This is a genomic window from Lentzea sp. NPDC004789 (assembly GCF_053601075.1).
In genome coordinates, this window is sequence record NZ_JBSGBE010000013.1 from 242,345 (window position 1) to 264,363 (window position 22,019).

At 69.6% G+C, this 22,019-nt stretch carries 22 protein-coding genes; 16 read left to right on the plus strand and 6 right to left on the minus strand.

The features are described from left to right. Window positions 1-149 precede the first annotated feature (149 nt). Window positions 150-791 carry a ferritin-like fold-containing protein gene (locus ACWEIJ_RS28425; RefSeq protein ID WP_355445504.1) on the plus strand — a complete coding sequence of 214 codons (642 nt, stop codon included), beginning with the start codon at window positions 150-152 and terminating at the stop codon, window positions 789-791. Between the two features lie 43 nt (window positions 792-834). Beyond that, a complete protein-coding gene (locus ACWEIJ_RS28430) occupies window positions 835-1,059 on the plus strand; it encodes a DUF3107 domain-containing protein (RefSeq protein WP_053739329.1) in 225 nt (74 codons plus the stop codon). A gap of 45 nt (window positions 1,060-1,104) precedes the next feature. Here ACWEIJ_RS28430 and ACWEIJ_RS28435 read toward each other — a convergent pair whose 3' ends face one another. Both ACWEIJ_RS28435 and ACWEIJ_RS28440 read right to left on the minus strand, forming a co-directional pair. Next, window positions 1,105-1,407 carry a DUF4873 domain-containing protein gene (locus ACWEIJ_RS28435; RefSeq protein WP_449840291.1) on the minus strand — a complete coding sequence of 101 codons (303 nt, stop codon included), beginning with the start codon at window positions 1,405-1,407 and terminating at the stop codon, window positions 1,105-1,107. Continuing rightward, window positions 1,407-2,090 (minus strand): TetR/AcrR family transcriptional regulator, encoded by a 684-nt coding sequence (locus ACWEIJ_RS28440; RefSeq protein ID WP_449840292.1) that lies wholly within the window; start codon window positions 2,088-2,090, stop codon window positions 1,407-1,409. The genes ACWEIJ_RS28435 and ACWEIJ_RS28440 overlap by 1 nt, the downstream gene beginning before the upstream one ends. Before the next feature lie 61 nt (window positions 2,091-2,151). Between ACWEIJ_RS28440 and ACWEIJ_RS28445 the strand changes: the two genes are divergently transcribed. Then, window positions 2,152-3,039 carry an AurF N-oxygenase family protein gene (locus ACWEIJ_RS28445; RefSeq protein WP_449840293.1) on the plus strand — a complete coding sequence of 296 codons (888 nt, stop codon included), beginning with the start codon at window positions 2,152-2,154 and terminating at the stop codon, window positions 3,037-3,039. After that, window positions 3,012-3,791 (plus strand): alpha/beta fold hydrolase, encoded by a 780-nt coding sequence (locus ACWEIJ_RS28450; RefSeq protein ID WP_449840294.1) that lies wholly within the window; start codon window positions 3,012-3,014, stop codon window positions 3,789-3,791. The genes ACWEIJ_RS28445 and ACWEIJ_RS28450 overlap by 28 nt, the downstream gene beginning before the upstream one ends. A 39-nt stretch (window positions 3,792-3,830) precedes the next feature. On the opposite strand, the gene ACWEIJ_RS28455 is transcribed toward ACWEIJ_RS28450, so the two are convergent. Next, complete coding sequence (locus ACWEIJ_RS28455) at window positions 3,831-4,460, minus strand: TetR/AcrR family transcriptional regulator (RefSeq protein ID WP_449840295.1); 630 nt, start codon at window positions 4,458-4,460, stop codon at window positions 3,831-3,833. Window positions 4,461-4,587: 127 nt separating this feature from the next. Between ACWEIJ_RS28455 and ACWEIJ_RS28460 the strand changes: the two genes are divergently transcribed. The 11 genes from ACWEIJ_RS28460 to ACWEIJ_RS28510 all read left to right on the plus strand — a co-directional run bounded on the left by ACWEIJ_RS28460 (window position 4,588) and on the right by ACWEIJ_RS28510 (window position 18,267). Beyond that, a complete protein-coding gene (locus ACWEIJ_RS28460) occupies window positions 4,588-5,541 on the plus strand; it encodes an alpha/beta fold hydrolase (RefSeq protein ID WP_449840296.1) in 954 nt (317 codons plus the stop codon). Between the two features lie 40 nt (window positions 5,542-5,581). After that, window positions 5,582-6,571 (plus strand): DUF3152 domain-containing protein, encoded by a 990-nt coding sequence (locus tag ACWEIJ_RS28465; protein ID WP_449840297.1) that lies wholly within the window; start codon window positions 5,582-5,584, stop codon window positions 6,569-6,571. Window positions 6,572-6,654: 83 nt separating this feature from the next. Further along, window positions 6,655-7,827: an adenylyltransferase/sulfurtransferase MoeZ gene (gene moeZ / locus ACWEIJ_RS28470; protein ID WP_449840298.1), complete on the plus strand. Its 1,173-nt coding sequence runs from the start codon at window positions 6,655-6,657 to the stop codon at window positions 7,825-7,827. Window positions 7,828-7,960: 133 nt separating this feature from the next. Continuing rightward, window positions 7,961-8,758 (plus strand): TIGR02569 family protein, encoded by a 798-nt coding sequence (locus tag ACWEIJ_RS28475; protein ID WP_449840299.1) that lies wholly within the window; start codon window positions 7,961-7,963, stop codon window positions 8,756-8,758. 105 nt (window positions 8,759-8,863) lie between these two features. Beyond that, window positions 8,864-10,780, plus strand: coding sequence for a molybdopterin oxidoreductase family protein (locus ACWEIJ_RS28480; RefSeq protein ID WP_449840300.1), 1,917 nt, complete (start codon window positions 8,864-8,866; stop codon window positions 10,778-10,780). Beyond that, window positions 10,777-12,249 (plus strand): FAD-dependent oxidoreductase, encoded by a 1,473-nt coding sequence (locus ACWEIJ_RS28485; protein WP_449840301.1) that lies wholly within the window; start codon window positions 10,777-10,779, stop codon window positions 12,247-12,249. Before ACWEIJ_RS28480 ends, ACWEIJ_RS28485 begins: the two co-directional genes overlap by 4 nt. Window positions 12,250-12,348: 99 nt before the next feature. Then, window positions 12,349-13,653, plus strand: coding sequence for an MFS transporter (locus ACWEIJ_RS28490; RefSeq protein ID WP_449840302.1), 1,305 nt, complete (start codon window positions 12,349-12,351; stop codon window positions 13,651-13,653). Window positions 13,654-13,767: 114 nt separating this feature from the next. Further along, complete coding sequence (nirB, locus tag ACWEIJ_RS28495) at window positions 13,768-16,224, plus strand: nitrite reductase large subunit NirB (RefSeq protein WP_449840303.1); 2,457 nt, start codon at window positions 13,768-13,770, stop codon at window positions 16,222-16,224. Further along, complete coding sequence (gene nirD / locus ACWEIJ_RS28500; protein ID WP_449840304.1) at window positions 16,221-16,535, plus strand: nitrite reductase small subunit NirD; 315 nt, start codon at window positions 16,221-16,223, stop codon at window positions 16,533-16,535. Before nirB ends, nirD begins: the two co-directional genes overlap by 4 nt. Continuing rightward, the gene (locus ACWEIJ_RS28505) at window positions 16,532-17,626 is read left to right on the plus strand and encodes a uroporphyrinogen-III synthase (RefSeq protein ID WP_449840305.1); all 1,095 of its coding nucleotides are present in this window, start codon (window positions 16,532-16,534) and stop codon (window positions 17,624-17,626) included. Before nirD ends, ACWEIJ_RS28505 begins: the two co-directional genes overlap by 4 nt. Then, window positions 17,623-18,267 (plus strand): sirohydrochlorin chelatase, encoded by a 645-nt coding sequence (locus ACWEIJ_RS28510; protein ID WP_449840306.1) that lies wholly within the window; start codon window positions 17,623-17,625, stop codon window positions 18,265-18,267. Before ACWEIJ_RS28505 ends, ACWEIJ_RS28510 begins: the two co-directional genes overlap by 4 nt. 83 nt (window positions 18,268-18,350) lie before the next feature. On the opposite strand, the gene ACWEIJ_RS28515 is transcribed toward ACWEIJ_RS28510, so the two are convergent. From ACWEIJ_RS28515 to ACWEIJ_RS28525, 3 genes are read right to left on the minus strand one after another with little or no spacing between them, the layout of a single operon-like run. Next, window positions 18,351-18,668, minus strand: coding sequence for an MGMT family protein (locus ACWEIJ_RS28515; RefSeq protein WP_449840307.1), 318 nt, complete (start codon window positions 18,666-18,668; stop codon window positions 18,351-18,353). Between the two features lie 13 nt (window positions 18,669-18,681). Continuing rightward, window positions 18,682-19,671 (minus strand): alpha/beta hydrolase, encoded by a 990-nt coding sequence (locus ACWEIJ_RS28520; protein WP_449840308.1) that lies wholly within the window; start codon window positions 19,669-19,671, stop codon window positions 18,682-18,684. A gap of 16 nt (window positions 19,672-19,687) precedes the next feature. Next, a complete protein-coding gene (locus ACWEIJ_RS28525) occupies window positions 19,688-20,983 on the minus strand; it encodes a cytochrome P450 (RefSeq protein WP_449840309.1) in 1,296 nt (431 codons plus the stop codon). Window positions 20,984-21,165: 182 nt separating this feature from the next. Between ACWEIJ_RS28525 and ACWEIJ_RS28530 the strand changes: the two genes are divergently transcribed. Further along, window positions 21,166-21,984 carry an SAM-dependent methyltransferase gene (locus ACWEIJ_RS28530; protein ID WP_449840310.1) on the plus strand — a complete coding sequence of 273 codons (819 nt, stop codon included), beginning with the start codon at window positions 21,166-21,168 and terminating at the stop codon, window positions 21,982-21,984. Window positions 21,985-22,019 lie beyond the last annotated feature (35 nt).

Sequence of the window (22,019 nt, forward strand, 5' to 3'; positions counted from 1 at the left end):
GGGCCTCTCGACCGCGCTTCTTTGTCAGCAGCGGGAGAGGTGTACGCGCACCATTCGTGCGCCTCGCGGCGGTTCGTCACACTCGTCACGCCGGGCGTCCGTGGCCATTCTACCTGGCGAGACCCCGTTGACCACTAGAGTTCGTTTCCATGGGTGTTGCGGAGGGTGTTGTCGATCTTCTCGGAGCGCTCGCGTACGGCGAGCTCTCGGCCTTCGACCGGATGACGGAGGACTCGCGCTCGGCGCCGACATTGGCGGGACGCGCGGCGTTGGCGCAGATGGCCGCCGCGGAGATCGGTCACTTCACGCTGTTGCAGAAGCACCTCGCGGCCGAGGGCATCGCCGTCGAGGACGCGATGGCGCCGTTCGTGAAGGGCTTCGACGCGTTCCACGAGTCGACGAGCCCCAAGTCGTGGCTCGAGTCGCTGGTGAAGGCGTACGTGGGCGACGGCCTGGCCGCCGATTTCTACCGCGAGGTCGCCGAGTGGCTGGACGAGCCGACGCGCGAGCTGGTGCTCGCCGTGCTCGCCGACACGGGCCACTCGGCGTTCGCTGAGCGCGAAGTCCTGGCCGCCGTCGAGTCGGATCCGCGCGTGCGCGACCGGCTCGCGCTGTGGGGCCGCCGGCTGCTCGGCGAGGCGTTGACGCAGGCCCAGTACGTGGTGGCGGAGCGGGACGGCCTCTCCGAGCTGATCGTGCGGGGGTCCGGCGACCTCGCCGGGATCGGTCAGCTGTTCCGCCGGCTCCAGCAGTCGCACGCGCGGCGCATGACGCAGCTGGGTCTGGGCTAGGTAGGCTCGCTTTCGGATTTTCTCTTTGAGCACGGAGGTCAGCGTGGAGGTCAGGATCGGCGTCGCGGACAGCCCGCGGGAACTCGTCGTGACCAGTGAGCTCAACCCGTCCGAGGTCGAGGCTCTGGTGGCGGACGCGGTGTCCGGCAAGTCCAGCGTGCTGTCGCTGGTGGACGCCAAGGGCGCGCGGTTCGTCGTGCCCGCTGGCCGCGTCGCGTACGTGGAGATCGGCCCGCAGGACTCGCGCAAGGTCGGGTTCGGCGCCTGAGTCGTTCGAGAGAAGAGCCCCGGTCGTTTCCGACCGGGGCTCTTCTCAGTTCTCGGCCGGTTCTTCGATCCGGTACGGCGGGGTGGAGACGCCGCCGACCCGGTAGCGGCCCCACGGGTCGGGGTCGGTCAGCGTGCCCTCGGCCTGCCCGGTGGGGGTGCGCAGCAGCGCGGTCCGCGCACCCCCTTCGACCCGGCTCGTGACCTCGTCGTTCTGCTTCACGCGCCCGTACCAGTGGTAACGGCCGTCGATCGGCTGGAAGTAGCCGCGCAGCTCGACCTCGATCGCGACCTCGGTCTCCCCGAACGTCAGGGTGGCCTCGCCGGAGTAGCCGTCTTCGTCGCTCATCAGTCCACCAATCGGAGTGGGGTGAGTGGCTTCGCCGGGTCCGCCTGGACGCCCGCCGAGCGCAGCAGCCCGTCGACGGCGTGCCAGATGATCGTGGCGAGGTAGTCGCTGAGGTTCGCGCGGGACATGGTCTGGCGGTCGAGCCACCAGTCGCCCGCGTTCTGCACCATGCCGACGAGCGCGTGCGCCCACGGTTCGGCGCCGCCGGAGTCCATGTCGAACGCCCGCAGGTAGTCGCCGAGGATGCGGGCCAGCGTGGTCGCGATGAGGTTCTTGTCCTCGGCGACGACGTCCTTCTCGACCGGGCGGTCCACGAAGGACCCCTTCACCACGAACCGGTAGAGGTTCGGGTTCTCCTCGATCACCGACAGGTAGGCGTCGACGATCCGTTCGATGCGGGCGCGGATCGGGCCGTCGGCGGCGAGCGCGGGACCCATCCGGTCCATCAGCATCTCGGTGGCCCTCTGGCCCACTGCCAGGTACAGGTCGGACTTGTCGGTGAAGTGCCGGTAGAGCACGGGCTTGCTGACGCCCGCCTCCGCGGCGACCTCCTCCATGCCGACGTCCGGGCCCTTCTTGGCCACGGCGGCGATCGTGGCCTCCACGAACTCCGCCCTGCGCTGCTCGCGGTGCCCCTTCCAGCGCTCGCGCCGCGCGTCCGGGCCCTTGACAGTGCGTCCCATGTGACGCACGCTACCAGAAGTAACCGTTACCTCAAGTAACACTTACCGAGGAGGGCAACCGATGAGGGTCGCCGATCGGGAGAAGACCGCGGAGAGGCTGCTGAAGTCGTCCGCGGAGAAGTTCTACGACCCCGAGGTGGACATCGACTGGTCCGCACCTCTGGCCGACGATCTCTTCTACATCCCTGAACAGCGCATTTCGCTCTACGGCACACCCTTGTACGAGTCGCTCTCCGTTGCGCGGCGCATCGAGCTGTCGAAGCACGAGCTGGCGTCGATCGCGTCCGTCGGCCTGTGGTTCGAGCTGCTGCTCATGCAGATGCTGGTCAAGGTCGTCTACAACACCGACCCGACGTCCCGGCACGCCCAGTACGCGCTCACCGAGGTGGCCGACGAGTGCCGGCACTCGACGATGTTCGCGCGCCTGGTCGAACGCATCGGCTGCCCGCCCTACGGACCGGTCCGCTCGACTCACCGGCTGGGCAAGCTGCTGCCCACCATCGGCTACGGCCCCGCGATGTACGGCTCGATCCTGGTCGCCGAGGAGATCCTCGACCGGCTGCAGCGCGAGGCGATGAACGACTCCTCGATTCAGCCGATCGTGCGAATGGTGAACCGCATCCACGTGCTGGAGGAGGCGCGGCACGTGCGGTTCGCGCGCGAGGAGCTGACCCGCGGCATGGCCGACTTGAAGGCCTTCGAGCTGCCGTACCAGAAGTGGCTCATCGGGTACGTGTCGATGATGATCACCCGCACGCTGATCAACCCCGCCGTGTACGCCGCCGTCGGGCTGGACGTGCGCGAGGCCCGCCGGCAGGCGCTGGCCAACCCGCGGTTCCAGGAGACCATTCGCTGGTCGGGGGAACGGATCATGTCGTTCCTGGACGAGGCCGGCCTGATCGGAAAGCCGGGGATGCGCTCATGGCGCCGCTCGTTCTTGATCGGCTGAACGTCGTCACGTCGGGGTCCTCCTCCTCTGACGTGACCGCCGTCCTGCTGCACGGCTGGACGATGGACCTGACCACCTGGGACCGAGTGGCCGCGGCGTTGCCGGGGCGCGTGGTCCGGTACGACGTGCGCGGCCACGGCAGGTCGACCGGCGTGGGCACGATCTCCGAGCTGGCCGACGACCTGGCGGCCGTGCTGGAGGAGTGCGCCCCGGCCGGGCGGATCGTGCTGGCCGGTCACTCGCTGGGCGGCATGACGATCATGGCGCTGGCCGAGCAGCGCCCCGAGTTGTTCTCGCGCGTCACGGGGGTGGCCCTCGTGGCCACGTCGTGCGGGGACCTGCCCGGGTTGAGCGGCGTTGAGCGGCTCGCCGGGCGATGGCTGGTCAAGCGGCCGAAGGTCGGGTTCGGCCGCTTGATCACGCCTGGTCTGCGCGTCACGTTCGGCCGTCGTCCGAAGTGGAGCGACGTGCGGGCGGCCGCGGCGATGGCGGGCAACACCACCGGTGCCGCGTTCGTCGGGCTGCGGGAGGAGCTGACGTTGCACCGGCGTCGGGAGGCGCTCGCGGTGCTGTCGGACATCCCCACCGTGGTGATGGCCGGGTCGTGGGACGTCCTCACGCCGATGCGGCACTCACGGGTGCTGGCGGACGCGCTGCCGTCGGCGGAGTTCGTGATCTACCCGAAGGCCGGGCACATGCTGCCGCTGGAACGCTCCGAGGACGTGGCTCGGCGCATAGCCGCGCTGATGTAGCGAAAAGGGCCCGCACGCGCGGGCCCTTCTTCGTGGAGGTCAGTGCTGGAGCGGGAAGCCGCCACCGATGCCGCGCCACGCCAGGTTGGAGATCAGCGCGACCGCGTCCTCCTTGGGCACCCGGCGGTTGTCCGCGAGCCAGGACCGGGCCGTGACCTGCGACAACCCGACGAGCCCCACGGCCAGCAGCCGGGCGCGCTCGGGGTCCAGGCCGGCGTCGGCCGTGATGGTCTCGGTGATGGCGTCCACGGAGTCGGTGGTCGCGCGCTCGACGGCCTCCTGCACGGCCGGTTCGGAGCGCAGGTCGGACTCGAACACCATGCGGAACGCCTGGCCCTCGCCGTCCACGAAGTCGTAGAAGGCGCCCACGGCGGCACGCACGCGCAGCTTGTTGTCCGTGGAGGAGGCGATGGCGGCGCGGACCCGGCTGACCATGTCGTCCACGTGGGACTCCAGCAGGGCCATGTACAGCTCGAGCTTGCCCGGGAAGTGCTGGTAGAGCACCGGCTTCGAGACGCCCGCGCGTTCGGCGATCTCGTCCATCGCCGCGGCGTGGTAGCCGTTGGCGACGAACACGTCCTGCGCCGCTGCCAGCAGTTGCGCGCGGCGGGCGGTGCGCGGCAGTCGAACGCCCCTTCCTGCGGGTGCGCTCTGCGCCGTCTCCGTCATGGTGCCTCCAGCACGAGTTCTCCAGCCGTCGGAGAGGGGTTGCCTGACCGGGGCGTGAGCGCAACCTTACTCGCTAGTAGCCCACATCCAAGAACCATCTGTGCGTTCTTTCCCGCATCCTGGTCTGGTGAGCGCGCTGATCCCCGCCCCGCTGTCCTCGGCCGCACTGCCGCCGCTGGACACGACGCAGACGCCGTGGCCAGGTGAGTTCCACCGGGTCGACGAGCATGAAGTGCACGTGCGGGTCACCCCCGGTGACGGGCCGCCCGCCGTCTACGTGCACGGGCTCGGCGGGTCCGCGACCAACTGGACCGACCTCGCCGCCCAGCTGCGCGACCACGTCCGCGGGTACTCGCTGGACCTGCCGGGGTTCGGGCGCTCGGAGCCGATTCCCGGCTACGACTTCAGCCTCGCCGCGCACGCCCGCACGGTGATCAAGTACCTGGAGACGCTGGGCGAGCCGGTGCACCTCCTCGGCAACTCGATGGGCGGCGCGATCTCCGTCATCACCGCCGCGACCAGGCCTGATCTGGTCCGGACGCTCACGCTCGTGTCGCCGGCCGTGCCCGACCTGCGGCCGCGGCTGGACCGCATGTCGGACCCGCGGATGGCGCTCGCGTTCCTGCCGGTCGTCGGTGCCGGGGTGCGCCGCGAGCTCGCCAAGCTGACCGCGCACGACCGCACCAGGCAGATGCTGGAGCTGTGCTTCGCCGACCCCGGCCTGGTGCCCGACAACCGCATCGAGGAGTCGATCGCGGAGAACGAGGAGCGCGCCCGGCAGAAGTGGGCGGGGCAGGCGCTCAACCGCAGCACGTTCGGGTTGATGCAGAGCTGGCTGACACCCGGCCCGAAGTCGCTGTGGCGCCTGCTTCCACTGGTCAAGGCGCCGACGCTGGTCGTGTGGGGCGAGAACGACCGGCTCGTGAGCGTCCGGAAGGGACCGCGGACGGCGCGGCTGCTGCCCAAGGGGCGGCTCCTGGTGCTCCCGCGGACCGGTCACGTGGCCCAGATGGAGCGGCCGGCGACCGTGGCCAGGGCCGTGCTGGGGATGTGGGAGGCGGTTGATCGACACACATGGTGATGAACGACGGCTATACGGGGGATGTGGGACCCTGGGCAACGTGAATCGCGCCCCCGAGCGAGGACCCGTCGCCCCGCCCTCCGACCGCTATCGCCGCGGCGAGCGCCGGACCAGCGCGGAACCGCTCGCGGCCGCCTGGGAACCGGACGGCACGGCGCAGCACCGGCGGCCGCGCAGGCGTCGCGGGGTGAAGTCGCTCGTCGCCAACTACGGCTGGCGCATCTACGCGATCCCGGTCCTGCTGGTGCTGACCGCGCTGGTGGTGCTCGACACGGTCCAGCCGAAGACGCCCGCGGCCGGTGGCACCGCCGGTTCGACCGGCGTGGTCACCACCACGCCCGAGGCTCCGGCGACCGAGGTGAAGGCCGAGAAGCCCAAGCTGGACGTGCCCACGGCCGAGCTGCCGGCCGGACCGTCGTTCTCCGAGGACGGCGTCGGCACGTGGCGGGCGATCCCCGGCAGCGGTGCGCGGGTCGGTGAGGCGAACGCGCCGAAGTTCCGCAAGTACGCGATCGCCATCGAGGACGGCGTGCAGCCCGCCGACTACAGCAACGACGACGTCGCGTTCGCGCGGACCGTCGAGGGCTTCCTGTCGGACCCGCGCAGCTGGATCGGCACGAAGCAGGTCGCGCTGCAGCGCGTCGAGGCGAACCAGAACCCGGACTTCATCGTCAGCCTGACCAGCACGAAGACGACGCACACGCTCTGCGGCAAGGAGATCCCGTTCGAGACCTCCTGCTGGAACCCGGCCAGCAAGCGCGTGATCATCAACGTCGCCCGCTGGGTGCGCGGTGCCATGGTCTACGGCCCCGACCTGGCCGGATACCGGACGTACGTGATCAACCACGAGGTCGGCCACGCGCTCGGCAACGGCCACGCGGCGTGCCAGGAGAACGGCTCGCCGGCGCCGGTGATGATGCAGCAGACGTTCGGTGTGTCGAACAACTTCGTCTCGAAGCTCAACGCCGGTCAGGACGTCGTGCCCGCCGACGGCAAGGTCTGCACGCCGAACCCGTTTCCCGCTGGCTGAGACGGCTTTCCAACGGGGAAGAGTCCAGGCAGGGTAGGCGTTGTCTCGGAGACAGAGGCATGCAGTTCGTCGAGGAGGAGCAAATGGCGCTTCCGCCGCTCGTTGAGCCAGCCGCGGAGCTGACCAAGGAAGAAGTCGCGCGGTACAGCCGGCACCTGATCATCCCGGACGTCGGGGTGGACGGGCAGAAGCGGCTGAAGAACGCGAAGGTCCTCGTCGTCGGCGCGGGCGGCCTGGGCAGCCCGGCACTGCTGTACCTGGCCGCGGCCGGGGTCGGCACGCTCGGCGTCGTCGACTTCGACGTCGTGGACGAGTCGAACCTGCAGCGCCAGGTGATCCACGGCCAGTCGGACGTCGGCCGTCCCAAGGCGGAGTCGGCGCGCGACTCGGTCGCCGAGATCAACCCGTTCGTCAAGGTGATCCTGCACCAGACGCACCTCAACTCCGAGAACGCGCTGGAGATCTTCCGCGACTACGACCTGATCCTCGACGGCACCGACAACTTCGCCACGCGGTACCTGGTGAACGACGCCGCGGTGCTGCTGGGCAAGCCGTACGTCTGGGGTTCGATCTTCCGGTTCGAGGGCCAGGTCAGCGTCTTCTGGGAGGACGCCCCGAACGGCCAGGGCCTGAACTACCGCGACCTCTACCCGGAGCCGCCGCCTCCCGGCATGGTTCCGTCGTGCGCCGAGGGCGGCGTGCTGGGCGTGCTGTGCGCGTCCATCGGGTCGATCATGGTCACCGAGGCGATCAAGCTGCTCACCGGCATCGGCGACCCGCTGCTGGGCCGGCTGATGGTCTACGACGCGCTGGAGATGTCCTACCGGACCATCAAGATCCGCAAGGACCCGGAGTCGCCGAAGATCACCGAGCTGATCGACTACGAGGCGTTCTGCGGGGTCGTGTCCACGGACGCGCAGCAGGCGGCCGCGGGCAACACGATCACGCCGCTGGAGCTCAAGCACAAGCAGGAGTCCGGTGAGGACTTCCTGCTGGTGGACGTCCGCGAGCCGCACGAGTACGAGATCGTGAAGATCCCCGGCTCGGTGCTGATCCCGAAGGACCGGATCCTGTCCGGCGAGGCGTTCTCCGAGTTGCCGCAGGACAAGCCGCTGGTGCTGCACTGCAAGTCCGGTGCCCGGTCGGCCGAGGCGCTCGCGGCGCTGCACAAGGCGGGCTTCAAGGACGCCGTGCACGTCGGTGGCGGCGTGCTGGCGTGGGCGCGGGAAGTCGACCCGTCGCTCCCCACGTACTAACACCCGTGGGTGCTTATGGCGGATCTGCCAGCCATAAGCACCCACGCGTGCTTGGGCCATCCGGGTGGTGGGATGAATCACGGCGTGTCGCGTTCCGCCAACCGGGTGGTCCGAGCAGGTAGCGTGCCGAGCCGTGACCAGGACCCCCGAACCGCCCCCAGCGCACGTGCGTGCGGCGTTCGGGGCACGTGACGCCGAGCCGGAGCTCATCGACGGCGGGCCCGCCTGGCGTTGCGGTGACGCCACGATCAGACCGGCGCCCAGGCCCGCGGAGGCCACCTGGATCGCCAAGACCCTCGACGGCCTGGACGTGCCGAACCTGCGCATCGGCCGCCCGCTCAGGTCCACCGACGGTCGCTACGTCGTCGGCGGCTGGTCGGCCACCAAGTTCCTCGCCGGACGTGCCGAGGCGCGGCACGACGAGGTCATCGCCGTCGCCCAGCGCCTGCACCAGGCCACCGCCGAGCTGCCCAAGCCGCGCTTCCTGGAGGCGCGCACGGACGTGTTCGCCGTCGCCGACCGCAAGACGTGGGGCGAGGAGGACGTGCCGCTCGACGCCGACCTCGGCGGCAGGCTGTTCGAGCTGCTCAAGGAGACGCTGAAGCCGCTCACCCTCAGGTCCCAGGTCGTGCACGGCGACCTGTTCGGCAACGTCCTGTTCGCCGGCAACGCCCCGCCCGCTGTCATCGACTTCACCGCGTACTGGCGCCCCGCCGAGTGGGCCGCCGCCGTGGTCGCGGTGGACGCCGTCGCGTGGGGCGGCGCGGACCCCGGCCTGTTCAAGCGCTGGAGCCACCTCGCCGAGTGGCCGCAGGTGCTCGTGCGCGCGACCCTGTTCCGGCTGGCTGTGCACGCGCTGCACCCGTTGTCAACGGAACAGTCCTTTGCGGGCTTGGAACGAGCTGCTCACCAGGTCACCGCACTGCTCTGAGCTGACAACTTTCCACGTACGAAACATTGCGGAGCATTGGGTTAACGCGCGCTTCTTAGCGTCAGCGGCGTGACCCATTGCCCCTACTGCGCGCTGCAGTGCTCCATGAGCGTCATCGACGGCCAGGTGGCTCCTGGCCCCGGTGGGCTGTGCCAGAAGGGCTGGACGGCCGGAGAACTGCTGCGCCACCCAGGCCGCCTCACCACGCCCCTGCTGCACGGCTCGCCCGTCTCGTGGGACGAGGCGCTGGACTTCGTCGCGTCCCGGATCGGGGAGTTCGAGCCCGACGAGGTCGCCGTGTTCGGCGGCGGCGGGCTCACCAACGAGAAGGCGTACCTGCTCGGCAAGTTCGCGCGGGTCGCCCTGAAGACCTCGCAGATCGACTACAACGGCCGGTTCTGCATGTCGTCGGCCGCCGCCGCGGGCAACAAGGCGTTCGGGCTCGACCGCGGCATGCCGTTCCCGCTGAGCGACCTCTCCAGCGCCGACACGATCCTGCTGGCCGGGTCCAACCCGGCCGAGACGATGCCGCCGTTCCTGCGGCACCTGGAGGGCGCGCGGCTCATCGTCATCGACCCGCGCCGCACCCCGACCGCCGAGCGCGCGACGTTGCACCTGCAGCCCGCGCCGGGCACGGACCTCGCGCTGGCGCTGGGACTGCTGCACACCGCGGTCATCGAGGGCGTGATCGACAAGGAGTACATCTCCGAGCGCACCACCGGTTTCGACGACGCGTGGCGGGTCGCGGCGCAGTGGTGGCCGGAGCACACCGAACGCGTCACGGGTGTCTCCGCCGCCGACCAGCGCGCCGCCGTGCACATGCTCGCCGGACGGTCGTACATCCTCACCGGCCGTGGCACCGAGCAGCACGCGTCCGGCACCGACAACGTCTCCGCGTGGATCAACCTCGCGCTCGCGCTGGGCCTGCCGGGTCGCGTCGGGTCCGGCTACGGCTGCCTGACCGGGCAGGGCAACGGCCAGGGCGGCCGCGAGCACGGGCAGAAGGCCGACCAGCTGCCCGGTTACCGCAAGCTCGACGATCCCGCGGCGCGCAAGCACATCATGGAGGTCTGGGGCGTCGACTGGCTGCCGGGCGTGGGCCGCAGCGCGTACGAGCTGCTGAACGCCGACGACCTCAAGGCGATGCTGGTGTTCGGCAGCAACCCGGTGGTGTCGGCGCCGCGCGCGTCCGGCGTGGCCGACCGGTTGCGGGCGCTGGACCTGCTGGTGGTCGCGGACTTCGTGATGTCCGAGACCGCCGAGATGGCCGACGTCGTGTTCCCGGTCACGCAGTGGGCCGAGGAGGACGGCACGATGACCAACCTCGAAGGCCGGATCATCAGGCGCCGCAAGGCACTCGATCCGCCACCCGGGGTCCGCAGCGACCTGGAGCTGATCAGCGGCCTGGCCTCCCGCCTCGGTGCCTCCGGGTTCCCGACCGAGCCGCGCGTGGTGTTCGACGAGCTGCGGCGCGCGTCGAAGGGCGGTCTGTCCGACTACTCCGGCATCACCTACGAGCGGCTGGAGTCCGAGCAGCTGCACTGGCCGGTGCCGTCCGTCGAACATCCGGGCACCCCGAGGCTCTTCCTCGACCGGTTCGCGCACGCCGACGGCCTGGCGCGGTTCGTCCCGGTCGACCACAAGGGACCGGCGGAACCGCCGGACGAGGAGTTCCCGTTGCAGGCCACCACCGGGCGGGTCCTGCAGCACTACCAGTCGGGTGCGCAGACGCGGCGGATCGGCGAACTGGTCAAGGCCGTTCCCGAGATGTACGTGGAAATGCACCCGGACACAGCTTCGCGCGCGGGTCTCGCCTCCGGTGAGCCGGCGCACGTCGTGTCCAGGCGGGGCCGAGTGACGGCGGTCGTGCGGTGCGTGCCGAGCATGCGCGCCGACGCGGTGTTCCTGCCGTTCCACTTCCCCGGTGAGGGGCGGGCGAACCTGCTCACCAACCCCGCGCTCGATCCCACGAGCCGGATGCCCGAGTTCAAGGTCTGCGCGGTTCGATTGGAGCGGGCATGAGGCGAGTCGTGATCGTGGGTTACGGCATGGCGGGTGCGCGGCTGGCGGACGAGCTGCGCCGCCGTGACCAGGACATCTCCATCACCATCATCGGCGCCGAGCCGCACGCCGCGTACAACCGCGTGCTGCTCTCGACCGTGGTCGCCGGGACCATGACGCCGGCGGCCACCCAGCTGCACGACGAGAAGTGGGCGGCCGAGCACGACATCGATCTGAGGCTTGGCTACGAGGTCACCGACATCGACCGCTCGTCACGCACAGTGACCATCGAAGGCACGCGGGGAGCTTTCGTACTCTCGGAGAGTACGGAAGGCCCCCGCGTGAGCATTCAGTACGACGCACTGGTGCTGGCCACCGGCAGCAAGCCGTGGGTGCCGCCGGCGGAGGGGCTGGTCGAGGACGGGCGGCTGGCGGAGGGGGTCGTCGCGTTCCGGACGCTTGACGACTGCGCCGAGATCGAGGCCAAGGCGCACAAGGGCGCTCCTGTCGTCGTGCTGGGCGGCGGCCTGCTGGGCATCGAGGCCGCGCGCGGCCTGGCCGGGCGCGGCTGCCTGGTCACCGTCGTGCACCCGGTCGGCCACCTGATGGAACGCCAGCTCGACCCCGGCGCGGGCGGTGTCCTGGCCCGGACCCTCGGCCAGCTCGGCATCGAGTTCAAGCTGAACGCGCTGGCCGCCAAGTACCTGCCCGGCGACGGGCTGATCCTCGACGACGGCACCCACGTGCCCGCCGAGCTCGTCGTGGTGTCGGCCGGCGTGCGCGCCGAGACGTCGCTGGCGGTCGAGGCCGGTCTGGAGGTCGACCGCGGCATCGTCGTGGACGACGCGTTGCGCACCAGCGATCCGCGCATCCACGCGATCGGCGACTGCGCGCAGCACCCCGGCACGGTGTCCGGCCTGGTGCAGCCCGCGTGGGACCAGGCAGCGGTGCTCGCGGACCGGTTGACCGGCGCGAACCCGGCGGCGCGGTACCGCGGGACGTCGGTCGTGACGCGGCTGAAGGCACGTGACGTGGATCTCGCGGCACTGGGTGACGTGCACACCGATGTGGACTGTCCGGACTCGGAAGTCCTGTGCTTCCAGGAACCCTCGCGCGGCCGTTACGCGAAGCTCGTGCTGCGCGACGACCGGGTGGCGGGCGCGATCGTGCTCGGCGCACCGGACGCCGCCGCCACCATCACCCAGCTCTACGACCGCGGCATCCCCGCGCCGACGGACCGGCTGGCGTTGCTGCTGGGCCGTGCGCTGCCCGCGGAGGCCGCGTCACCGGCCGACCTGCCGTCCAGCGCGGTGATCTGCCGCTGCAACACCGTCTCCAAGGGACAGATCGTGTCGGCGTGGCGCGCGGGCGCCGAAACCGTGCCCCAGCTCGCGGAAGCGACACGGGCGACCACGGGCTGTGGTGGCTGCAAGGACGCGGTGTGCGGGCTGCTCGACTGGCTCGGGGCCTCACAACCGGCCTCGGCGTGATGTGCGGCGGAGTTGCCTCCGCCGTCATCGGCCAGAACAACTCGGTAATCCGAGGTTCTTAGCTTTTCCGGCATCGCCGAACCCCTGTGGAGGATGTACATGAGCCGCTGGATCGAGCACTGGGAGCCGGAGAAGCCCGAGTTCTGGGAGAGCACCGGCAAGCGGATCGCGCGCAAGAACCTCGCGTTGTCCATCTTGGCGGAGAACCTCGGGTTCAGCGTGTGGGTGCTGATGAGCATCGTGGTCGTCAGCCTCGGCTCGGTCGGCTTCAAGTTCAGCGTCGGCCAGCAGTTCTGGCTGCTGATCGTGCCGAACCTGGTCGGTTCGCTGCTGCGGGTGCCCTACACGTTCGCGGTGCCGAAGTTCGGTGGGCGGCTGTGGACCACGATCAGCGCCAGCCTGCTGCTGATCCCGACCGCGATGCTCGCCTACGCCGTGACGACGCCGGGCACGTCCTACGGGTTCTTCCTGCTCACCTCTGCGCTGACGGGCCTCGGTGGCGGCAACTTCTCGTCGTCGATGGCGAACATCTCGTTCTTCTACCCCGAGGGCAAGAAGGGCCTGGCGCTCGGCCTGAACGCGGCCGGCGGCAACCTCGGTGTTGCGATCACCCAGCTCATCGTGCCGATCGTCATCAGCATCGGCACCGGGATCCACCTCGCCTACGCGGCGCTGATCTGGATGCCGTTCATCGTGCTGGCCACGGTGCTCGCCTGGTTCTTCATGGACAGCCTCACGCAGGCCAAGCCGGACGGTCAGTCGTACAAGAAGGCGCTGTCCAACCAGCACACCTGGGTGATGTCGTTCCTCTACATCGGCACGTTCGGCTCGTTCATCGGGTACTCGTTCGCGTTCCCGTCGCTGATCAAGATCAGCTTCGTCGACTACAAGTCCTGGGTGTCGCTCGCGTTCCTCGGCGCGCTGATCGGCTCCATCGCCCGGCCGGCCGGTGGGTGGCTGGCCGACCGGATCGGTGGCGCCAAGGTGACGCTCGCCACCTTCATCGGCCTGGGCATCGGCACGATCGGCGTCATGATCAGCGTGGACGCGAAGAGCTTCCCGCTGTTCTTCGCCTCGTTCATCCTGCTGTTCATCCTGGCGGGCGTCGGCAACGGCTCGACGTACCGGATGATCCCGGCGATCTTCAAGACCCAGGTCGACGACGACAAGTCGGCCAAGCGCCAGGCCGCCGCGGTGGTCGGCATCGCGGGTGCGATCGGTGCCGCGGGTGGCGTGCTGGTGAACCTCGTCTTCAAGTTCTCGCTCGAAGGTTCGAAGACGCTGACGCCCGCGCTGACCGCGATCCTGGTCTTCTACGCGCTCTGCCTCGCCACCACGTGGTGGTTCTACCTGCGGCGCAACGTGTTCGCGACGCGGCCCTCGCTCGCCTACGCGGGCGTGTGACGCACAACGCACTGAGCTGCGAAGAGAGTTTCCTTTAACACCCGCGAAATGTTGCGGAACTTGGGATGACACACCGCCCGGTGAGCATAGCCGGGCGGAAGGAGGAGATGCCCGATGACTCAGACGCTGGTCGTGATCGGCAACGGCATGGTCGGCCACCGGCTCGTCGAGATCCTCCGCGACTCGTCCTGGCGGATCGTCGTGTTCGGTGAGGAGTCCCGGCCCGCGTACGACCGAGTCGCGTTGTCGTCCTATGTGGACACCTGGAGCTCGGCCGACCTGGAGCTGACGCCGTTGACCGGCTGTGAGCTCCGGCTCGGTGAGAAGGCGGTGTCGGTCGACCGGGAACGCCGGATCGTCGTCGGCGCCTCCGGTGTCGAAATCCAGTACGACGCTCTTGTGCTGGCCACCGGTTCGGTGCCGTTCGTGCCGCCGGTTCCCGGTCGTGACCTGCCCGGTTGCCACGTGTACCGGACGATCGACGACCTGGACGAGATCCGGGCGACGGTGCAGGCCGCCGACCGGCCGGGACGGCACTCCGGCATGGTGCTCGGCGGTGGCCTGCTCGGCCTGGAGGCGGCCAACGCGCTGCGCGGCATGGGCGTGTCACCGCACGTCGTGGAGCTGGCGCCGCGGTTGATGCCGATCCAGGTCGACGAGGGCGGTGCCGGGCTGCTGAAGCGGCTGGTCGAGAAGCTCGACCTGACCGTGCACACCGGGACCTCCGCGTCCTCCATCGAACGCGACGGCTCGCGGTTGATCGCCAAGCTGGCCAACGGCCTTGAGCTCGACCTGGACGTGGTGGTGTTCAGCGCCGGCATCCGGCCGCGCACCGATCTCGACCTGGGGCTGGAGCTGGGGCCGCGGGGCGGTTACCTGGTCGACTCCGCCTGCCGGACCGCCGACCCGCGGGTGTTCGCGATCGGTGAGTGCGCCGCGGTCGAGGGCGTGGCCTACGGCCTGGTGGCTCCCGGTTACGCGATGGCCGAGGTCGTCGCGGACCAGCTTTCCGGCGGCACCAAGGTGTTCCCCGGTGCGGACGTCTCGACGAAGCTGAAGCTGCTCGGTGTGGACGTCGCGTCGTTCGGTGACGCGCACGCCGTCACCGAGGGTGCGCTGGAAGTCGTCGTCAACAACGCGGTCGCCGGCACCTACAGCAAGCTCGTCGTGTCCGATGACGCGAAGACTCTTCTGGGTGGCGTGCTCGTCGGTGACGCTTCGGCGTACCCGTCGCTGCGGCCGTTGGTGGGCAAGGAGGTGCCGGCGGCACTGCTGCAGCCGGGCGGGGCCGTCGACGTCGAGATGCCCGCGGACGCCCAAGTCTGCTCGTGCCACGCGGTCACCAAGCAGACGATCACCGACGCGATCCAGTCCGGGGTCGCCTGCGACGTCGCCGAGCTCAAGGCGTGCACCAAGGCCGGTACCGGTTGCGGCTCGTGCGTGCCGATGCTGAAGAAGCTGCTGACCGACTGCGGTGTCGAGCAGTCCAAGGCGTTGTGCGAGCACTTCACCCACTCGCGGGCCGAGCTGTTCGAGATCGTCCGGGCTACCCGGATCACGACGTTCACCGCGTTGGTGGAGAAGCACGGCACCGGTCGTGGTTGCGACATCTGCAAGCCCGCGGTGGCCTCGATCCTCGCGTCGCTGAACAACGGTCACATCCTCGGCGAGACGCAGGTCTCGTTGCAGGACACCAACGACAGGTTCCTGGCGAACCTGCAGCGCAACGGCACGTACTCGGTCGTGCCGCGCATCCCCGGCGGCGAGATCACGCCGGAGAAGCTGATCGTCATCGGCGAGGTGGCGCGCGACTTCGGTCTCTACACCAAGATCACCGGCGGCCAGCGCATCGACCTGTTCGGCGCGACCGTGGACCAGCTGCCGCAGATCTGGCGCCGGCTGGTCGACGCGGGCTTCGAGTCCGGCCACGCCTACGGAAAGGCGTTGCGCACGGTCAAGTCCTGCGTCGGCACGACCTGGTGCCGGTACGGCGTGCAGGACTCCGTGGGCCTGGCCATCGAGCTGGAGCTGCGTTATCGCGGCCTGCGTTCGCCGCACAAGCTCAAGTCGGCGGTCTCCGGGTGCGCGCGCGAGTGCGCGGAGGCGCGCGGCAAGGACTTCGGCGTCATCGCGACCGAGAACGGCTGGAACCTCTACGTGGCCGGCAACGGCGGCTTCACGCCCCGCCACGCCGACCTGCTGGTGTCCGATGTGGACACCGAGACGCTCATCAAGATCATCGACCGGTTCCTGATGTTCTACATCCGCACCGCGGACCGGCTGCAGCGCACCTCGGCGTGGCTCGAAGGGCTCGACGGCGGGCTCGACCACCTGCGGGAGGTCGTGGTCGACGACAAGCTCGGCATCTGCGACGAGCTGGAAGCCGCGATGGCGGCGCACGTCTCCGACTACGCCGACGAGTGGCGTGGTGTGCTGGAGGATCCGGAGAAGCTGGCGCGGTTCACCTCGTTCGTGAACGCGCCCGGCACTCCCGACCCCACGATCTCGTTCCGCGCTGAGCGTGGTCAGCGCGTTCCTGTCCAGCTCGGGATTCCGGAGGTCGTCAGGTGACCGTCGTCTGTGACTTTGAGGTGTTGCGCCCGGAGCAGGGCGTCGCGGCGTTGCTGCCCGACGGCTCCCAGGTGGCGGTGTTCCTGACCGCCGACGGTTCGGTGCACGCGTTGGACAACATCGACCCGTTCAGCGGTGCCGCCGTGCTGTCGCGCGGGATCGTGGGCGACCGCGGCGGCGTTCCCGTCGTGGTGTCACCGGTCTACAAGCAGGCTTTCGAGCTGGCGACCGGCAAGTGCCTGGACGAGCCGTCGGTGTCCGTTGCGGTGCATCAGGTGCGCGTGCGTGACGGCGTCGTGGAGCTGCCATGACAGGGCCGCTGGCGGGCTTCACCATCGGCGTCACCGCGGCCCGGCGCGCCGACGAGCTCATCGCCATGCTCGAACGCAAGGGCGCGTCGGTGATCCACGGCCCGGCGATCCGCATCGTGCCGCTGCCTGACGACGCCGACCTGCACCAGGCCACCTCGCAGCTGGTCGCGGCACCGGTCGACGTCGTCGTCGCCACCACCGCGATCGGCTTCCGCGGCTGGTTCGAGGCCGCCGAGGGGTGGGGGCTGGCCAGCCGCCTGCACCGCGCCCTGTCGTCGGCCGTCGTGCTGCCGCGCGGCCCGAAGGCGAAGGGCGCGGTCCGCGCGGCCGGCCTGGTCGAGACCTGGTCACCGTCGTCGGAGTCGAACGCCGAGCTGCTGCAGTACCTGCTGCGGATGGGCGTGTCCGGCAAGCGCGTGGCCGTTCAGCTGCACGGCGAACCGCTGCCGGACTTCGTGAACACCCTGCGCGCCGCCGGGGCCGACGTCGTCGAGATCCCCGTCTACCGGTGGGAGGCGCCTGCCGATCAGCGGCCGTTGGAGCAGCTGATCGACGCCGTGCTGGCCGGTCAGGTGGACGCGCTGACGTTCACCAGCGCGCCGGCCGCGTCCTCGGTGCTGCGCACTGCCGGACCCCGGTACGGAGATCTGGTGGAGGCGTTGCGGCGCAACGTTCTCGTGGTCGGTGTCGGTGCCATCACCGCCGGACCGCTGGTGGCCGCCGGGATTCCGGTCGTGCAGCCCGTGCGGTCCCGGATCGGGTCGATGGTGCGGGAGCTGACCGTTGAGCTGCCGTCGCGCGCCACCCGGTTGCGGATCGCGTCACGGGACATGGAGATGCGGGCCCAGGCCGTGGTGATCGACGGCGAGTTGCGGCCGGTTGCCCCCGCGCCGATGGCCGTGTTGCGGACGCTGGTGGCTGCGCGCGGGCGAGTGGTCTCCCGGCAGGACCTGTTGGCCGCCTTGCCTTCCGGTGGGGAGGAGCACGCGGTCGAGACGGCCATCGGGCGGCTGCGGACCGCGCTGGGCTCGCCGCAGATGGTGTGCACGGTGGTCAAGCGCGGCTATCGACTCGCGATGGAGCCCGCATGAAGCTGGTGTTGGCGTTTCACGGCACCCGCAATCCGCGCGGCGTCGAGGTTTGCGCGTCGATCGCCGCTGCGGTTCAGTCCTGTGTGGATGTTCCGGTCGAGGTGGCCTACGCCGACGTGCTGCAGCCCGATGTCCGGTCCGTTGTGGATGGACCCTGTGTGGTCGTGCCGGTGTTCCTGGCGGCCGGGTACCACGTCCGGGTCGACATTCCGGCGCAGATCGGGGCTCGGCCCGAGGTGGTGCTGACCTCGCCGCTCGGGCTGGATGCGGTGCCTGCCCTGCGGGATCGGATGCGGGAGGCCGGGGTTCGGCGCGGGGACGTGGTGGTGTTCGCCGCGGCCGGGTCTTCTGATGCTCGGGCGTTGGCGGATGTTCGTCGTGCTGCTCGGATGGTGGGGGCTTCCGCCATTGGGTACGTGGCCACTGCTTCGCCTCGGGTGGCTGATGTCGTCGCCGGGGTTCGGGGGATGGGGCGGGTGGTTGTCGCTTCCTGGCTCTTGGCGCCTGGGGTGTTTCACGGGGCGTTGGCCGGGTGTGGGGCGGATTTGGTTTCTGAGCCCATCGGGGCGCATCCGCTTGTGGTTGAGGCTTTGGTGCGGAAGTACTTCTCGGCTCGGGCTGGGTTGTTGCGGTCGGCTTGATCTGGGGTGATCCGCGGCTTGGGTGGGGTGGTCCCGTCACGAGCCGCGCGTGAGCGAGCCGCTCGGCGTCGCCTTCGCGGGGGTTACCAGAGGCCTGGGAGTTCTTCCTTGCGGGCGTCTTCCCAGCGGTACTCCCGGAGGTTCACCTTGCCGTCGAGGTTGGGGACACCCTCCTCGTGCAGCAGTTGGAGCTGAGTGTCGCGCAGGTGCGGGGCGCAGGTGCCGTCGGCCTTGAGCACTCGTTGCCACGGCAGGTCGTGGCCGTCCTCGTTGAGGATGCGGCCGACCAGCCGTGGCGACGGGGCCTTGGCGAGATCAGCGATGTCGCCGTAGGTGGCGACGCGTCCGCGTGGGATGGCCCTGATGAAGTCGCGGACCCGCTCGTGGATCTCTTCGTCCATCCCCCGAGTTTAGCTAGAGGCGTTGGGCCCAGGTGGCCACCACGGCCTGGTAGTCGGGGGCGTTCGGGGCGTAGTTGATGGAGTGGCCGTAGCCGCCGAGGAGGTAGGTGTCGAAGGTGGGGGCGGACGGGTAGAAGGGGGACTCGTCGGCTTTGAGGGCGGCGGGGGACGAGCAGTCGCTGCCCATCAGCGGGATGCCGGAGCTGCAGAAGTGGTGGTCGTCGCCCAGGACGAGGAGCACCGGGACGTTGATGTTGCGGGAGATCGGGGTGATGACGGTGTTCAGGAGGATCGTGTCGACGGCCTCGGTGGCGGCGAAGACGTCCTTCGTGGACTCGTCGAAGGCGATGGCGCCGGGGATCAGCGGGCCCGGGGTGTGGAACGAGTTGTAGCGGGTGTTCGGCATCGTGGTGAGGTAACCGGCGTCCAGGCCTGCGGGGATCATGTTGGCCAGGACCGGGATCACGGTGATGTCGTTCATCTTGTGCGTGAAGCCGGTCACCAGGACGCCGCTCACGTCGCGGTAGGTGCCTGCTTCGATCAGGGCCATGGCCGAGCCGATGGAGTGGCCACCGACGACTACCTTGGGGAACTTGGGTTTCAGGGCCTGGATCACCTGGTGGACGGCGCTCGCCTCGGTGGAGGCGGTGACGAAGGTGCTCAGCGGTTTGGAGCTTTGGCCGGTGCCCAGGCGGTCGAGGGCCAGGGTGGCGAAGCCCGCGGCGTTCTGGGATCGGGTGAACGAGCGGGTTTCCGGTTCGAAGCCGATGTCCCAGTACGCCCGGTCGTAGGTGCCGCCGGGGATCAGGACCTGGACCGTGGTGGCACCGGTGGGGACGCACAGCCTGCCGGCCATGGTTTCCAGCGAGGTGACCAGAGGGGTCAGTCCGATCCGCACCGGGTAGGTGACGTCCTGGCAGGAGACGGCGGCCGAGGCGGGGGATGGGGTCAGCAGTGCTCCGGTGGCGAGCAAGGTCGCGGCGCACAACCGGCGGAAACGCATGGGAGAGGACCTCCAGCTAGTTTCGGGGGACGGCCTTCATCAGCAGGCCGTTCGGGTACGGGGCGGACGTGAACTTCACGCGCGCCGGACGGGTGGGGATGAGTCGCCAGCGGCTCGCGATGGTCGCGAGGGTGATGACGATCTCGGTGGTGGCGAAGGTGTTGCCCAGGCACTGGCGGGTGCCGCCGCCGAACGGGACGAACGCGCCGCGCGGCAGGGAGGCGGTGAAGGACGGGGTCCAGCGGTCCGGGGAGAAGCGCTGGGGGTCCGGGAAGTAACGCTCGTCGTGGTGCAGGGCGTGCGGGCTCACGATCACCTCGGTGCCTGCGGGGAGGTGGGCGTCGCCCAGGTCGACTTCGGTGAGGGTTCGGCGCATCACGAACCAGATCGGGTAGTGGCGCAGGGTTTCCTGCACGATCTGGGCGGTGTAGGTCAGGGCGTCCACGTCGGCGAAGGTCGGTGGGCGGCCGGCCAGCACCGAGTCGAGTTCGGTGTGCAGGCGGTGTTCGACCTCCGGGTTGTTGCCGACCTCGTAGAGGGCCCAGGCCAGGGCGATCGCGGTGGTCTCGATGCCGGCGGTCAGCAGGGTCAGGACCTCGTCGTAGGTCTGCTCGTCGGTCATGCCCGCCAGCAGCAGCGTGGAGAGGACGTCGCCGTGGTCGGTGCCGTCGGCGCGCCAGCTCTCGATCACCTGCTGCACAACGGTTCTCATGCGGGCGATGGCCGTGTCGAACTCGCGGTTGCCCGGCAGCGGGAGCTTTTCGACGAACGACGGTGACAGCGCGCGGATCATGCCCTGCTGGATGACGGTGAAGATGGACCGGCGGACCTCCTCGACCGCGCGGGCGCCGATCTCCGCCGAGAAGAGCGTCTCGCCGACGACGGTGACCGCGAGCTCCTGCATGTCGTTCTCGATGACGCGGACCTCGCCCGGCTGCCAGCGCGCAGCCAGCGCAGCAGCAGCACGAGCCATTGTCGAGGCATAGGAATCGATCCGTTCCCGGTGGAACGCCGGTTGCATCAGCCGGCGCTGGCGCAAATGGTGCTCGCCGTTCGACAGCAGCAGACCGGTCCCCAGGTACGGCTGGAACTTGTCGAACATCGCGCCCTTGCGGAACTTCGAGCCCTGGGACACCAGCACTTCGTGGGTGAGCGCGGCGTCCGTGACGAAGTACGCGCGCAGCGGGCCGAGGTCCAGGCGCACGACGTCGCCGTGCTCGTGCAGCGCGTCGGTGAACCTGGCGCGCCGGGTGAGCATCGCCGGGGTGTGCCCTAGTAACGGCCAGCGGCGGGGTGCCACCGGGACGGGCATCCAGACTCCTGAAGAGTTGGGCCGGATGGGGACGGACCACCCTAGGAGCCGTTTGGGGGAAGACGACAGTGCCCGATCGGGTGGTTCCGGGGTCACTCTGTTGGTTCAGCGCAGTAGCCGCTCGGGTGACTAAGCTCGTGCGTCTTCCTCCGTACCGCGCACTAACCGAAGAGGTGTGCACCGTGGCAGAGCCCCGGAGTTGGGTGCCCCTCGGCATCGACACCACCGTGCCGAGCATGGCCCGCGTCTACGACTACATCCTCGGCGGCGCCCACAACTTCGCCGCAGATCGGCAGGTCGGGGCCCAGATCGAGAAGCTCGTGCCGGGACTGCCCAGCGTCGCCCGGCTCAACCGCCGGTTCCTCGGGCGGGCGGTGAACTTCCTGATGGAACAAGGCGTCCGGCAGTTCCTCGACATCGGTTCCGGCATCCCGACGGTCGCGAACGTGCACGAGGTCGCGCAGGAACGCGACCCGGCCGCGCGGGTCGTGTACGTCGACAAGGACCCGGTTGCCGTGGCCCACAGTCAACTGATGTTGGCTGACAACGAGAACGCGGCGATCGTGCAGGCCGACATGCGTGATCCCGAGGCCGTGCTGTCGAGTCCGGAGCTCACCGGGTTGCTGCGGTTCGACGAGCCGGTCGGGCTGCTGATGCTGCTGATGCTGCACTGGGTGCCCGACGAGGACGACCCGCAGAAGCTCGTCGCCGCCTACCGCGACGCGCTGCCCGCGGGCAGCTTCATCGTGATGACGCACGTCGCCAAGGACCAGATCGACGCCAGCGTCGACCAGGCCGCCGAGGTGGTCAACCGCAGCAGGAGCGCGGACCAGATGCACATGCGCACGCACGCGCAGGTCAGCGCGTTGTTCGACGGGTTCGAGCTGGTCGAGCCCGGTCTGGTCGGCTGTGGCGGGTGGCGCCCGGACGGTCCCGCCGACATCGCGGACGAGGCGAGCATGAACATGTTCCTGTACGCAGGGGTCGGTCGTAAGGGCTGAAACCACCCTGTAGTGTCAGAGTTTCACACTGTCGG

Coding starts and splice junctions, on each gene's coding strand:
- ACWEIJ_RS28425 (WP_355445504.1), top strand. CDS start 150: ATGGGTGTTGCGGAGGGTGTTGTCGATCTTCTCGGAGCGCTCGCGTAC.
- ACWEIJ_RS28435 (WP_449840291.1), bottom strand. CDS start 1,407: ATGAGCGACGAAGACGGCTACTCCGGCGAGGCCACCCTGACGTTCGGG.
- ACWEIJ_RS28440 (WP_449840292.1), bottom strand. CDS start 2,090: ATGGGACGCACTGTCAAGGGCCCGGACGCGCGGCGCGAGCGCTGGAAG.
- ACWEIJ_RS28445 (WP_449840293.1), top strand. CDS start 2,152: ATGAGGGTCGCCGATCGGGAGAAGACCGCGGAGAGGCTGCTGAAGTCG.
- ACWEIJ_RS28450 (WP_449840294.1), top strand. CDS start 3,012: ATGGCGCCGCTCGTTCTTGATCGGCTGAACGTCGTCACGTCGGGGTCC.
- ACWEIJ_RS28455 (WP_449840295.1), bottom strand. CDS start 4,460: ATGACGGAGACGGCGCAGAGCGCACCCGCAGGAAGGGGCGTTCGACTG.
- moeZ (WP_449840298.1), top strand. CDS start 6,655: ATGGCGCTTCCGCCGCTCGTTGAGCCAGCCGCGGAGCTGACCAAGGAA.
- ACWEIJ_RS28480 (WP_449840300.1), top strand. CDS start 8,864: ATGAGCGTCATCGACGGCCAGGTGGCTCCTGGCCCCGGTGGGCTGTGC.
- ACWEIJ_RS28485 (WP_449840301.1), top strand. CDS start 10,777: ATGAGGCGAGTCGTGATCGTGGGTTACGGCATGGCGGGTGCGCGGCTG.
- ACWEIJ_RS28490 (WP_449840302.1), top strand. CDS start 12,349: ATGAGCCGCTGGATCGAGCACTGGGAGCCGGAGAAGCCCGAGTTCTGG.
- nirB (WP_449840303.1), top strand. CDS start 13,768: ATGACTCAGACGCTGGTCGTGATCGGCAACGGCATGGTCGGCCACCGG.
- ACWEIJ_RS28505 (WP_449840305.1), top strand. CDS start 16,532: ATGACAGGGCCGCTGGCGGGCTTCACCATCGGCGTCACCGCGGCCCGG.
- ACWEIJ_RS28510 (WP_449840306.1), top strand. CDS start 17,623: ATGAAGCTGGTGTTGGCGTTTCACGGCACCCGCAATCCGCGCGGCGTC.
- ACWEIJ_RS28515 (WP_449840307.1), bottom strand. CDS start 18,668: ATGGACGAAGAGATCCACGAGCGGGTCCGCGACTTCATCAGGGCCATC.
- ACWEIJ_RS28520 (WP_449840308.1), bottom strand. CDS start 19,671: ATGCGTTTCCGCCGGTTGTGCGCCGCGACCTTGCTCGCCACCGGAGCA.
- ACWEIJ_RS28525 (WP_449840309.1), bottom strand. CDS start 20,983: ATGCCCGTCCCGGTGGCACCCCGCCGCTGGCCGTTACTAGGGCACACC.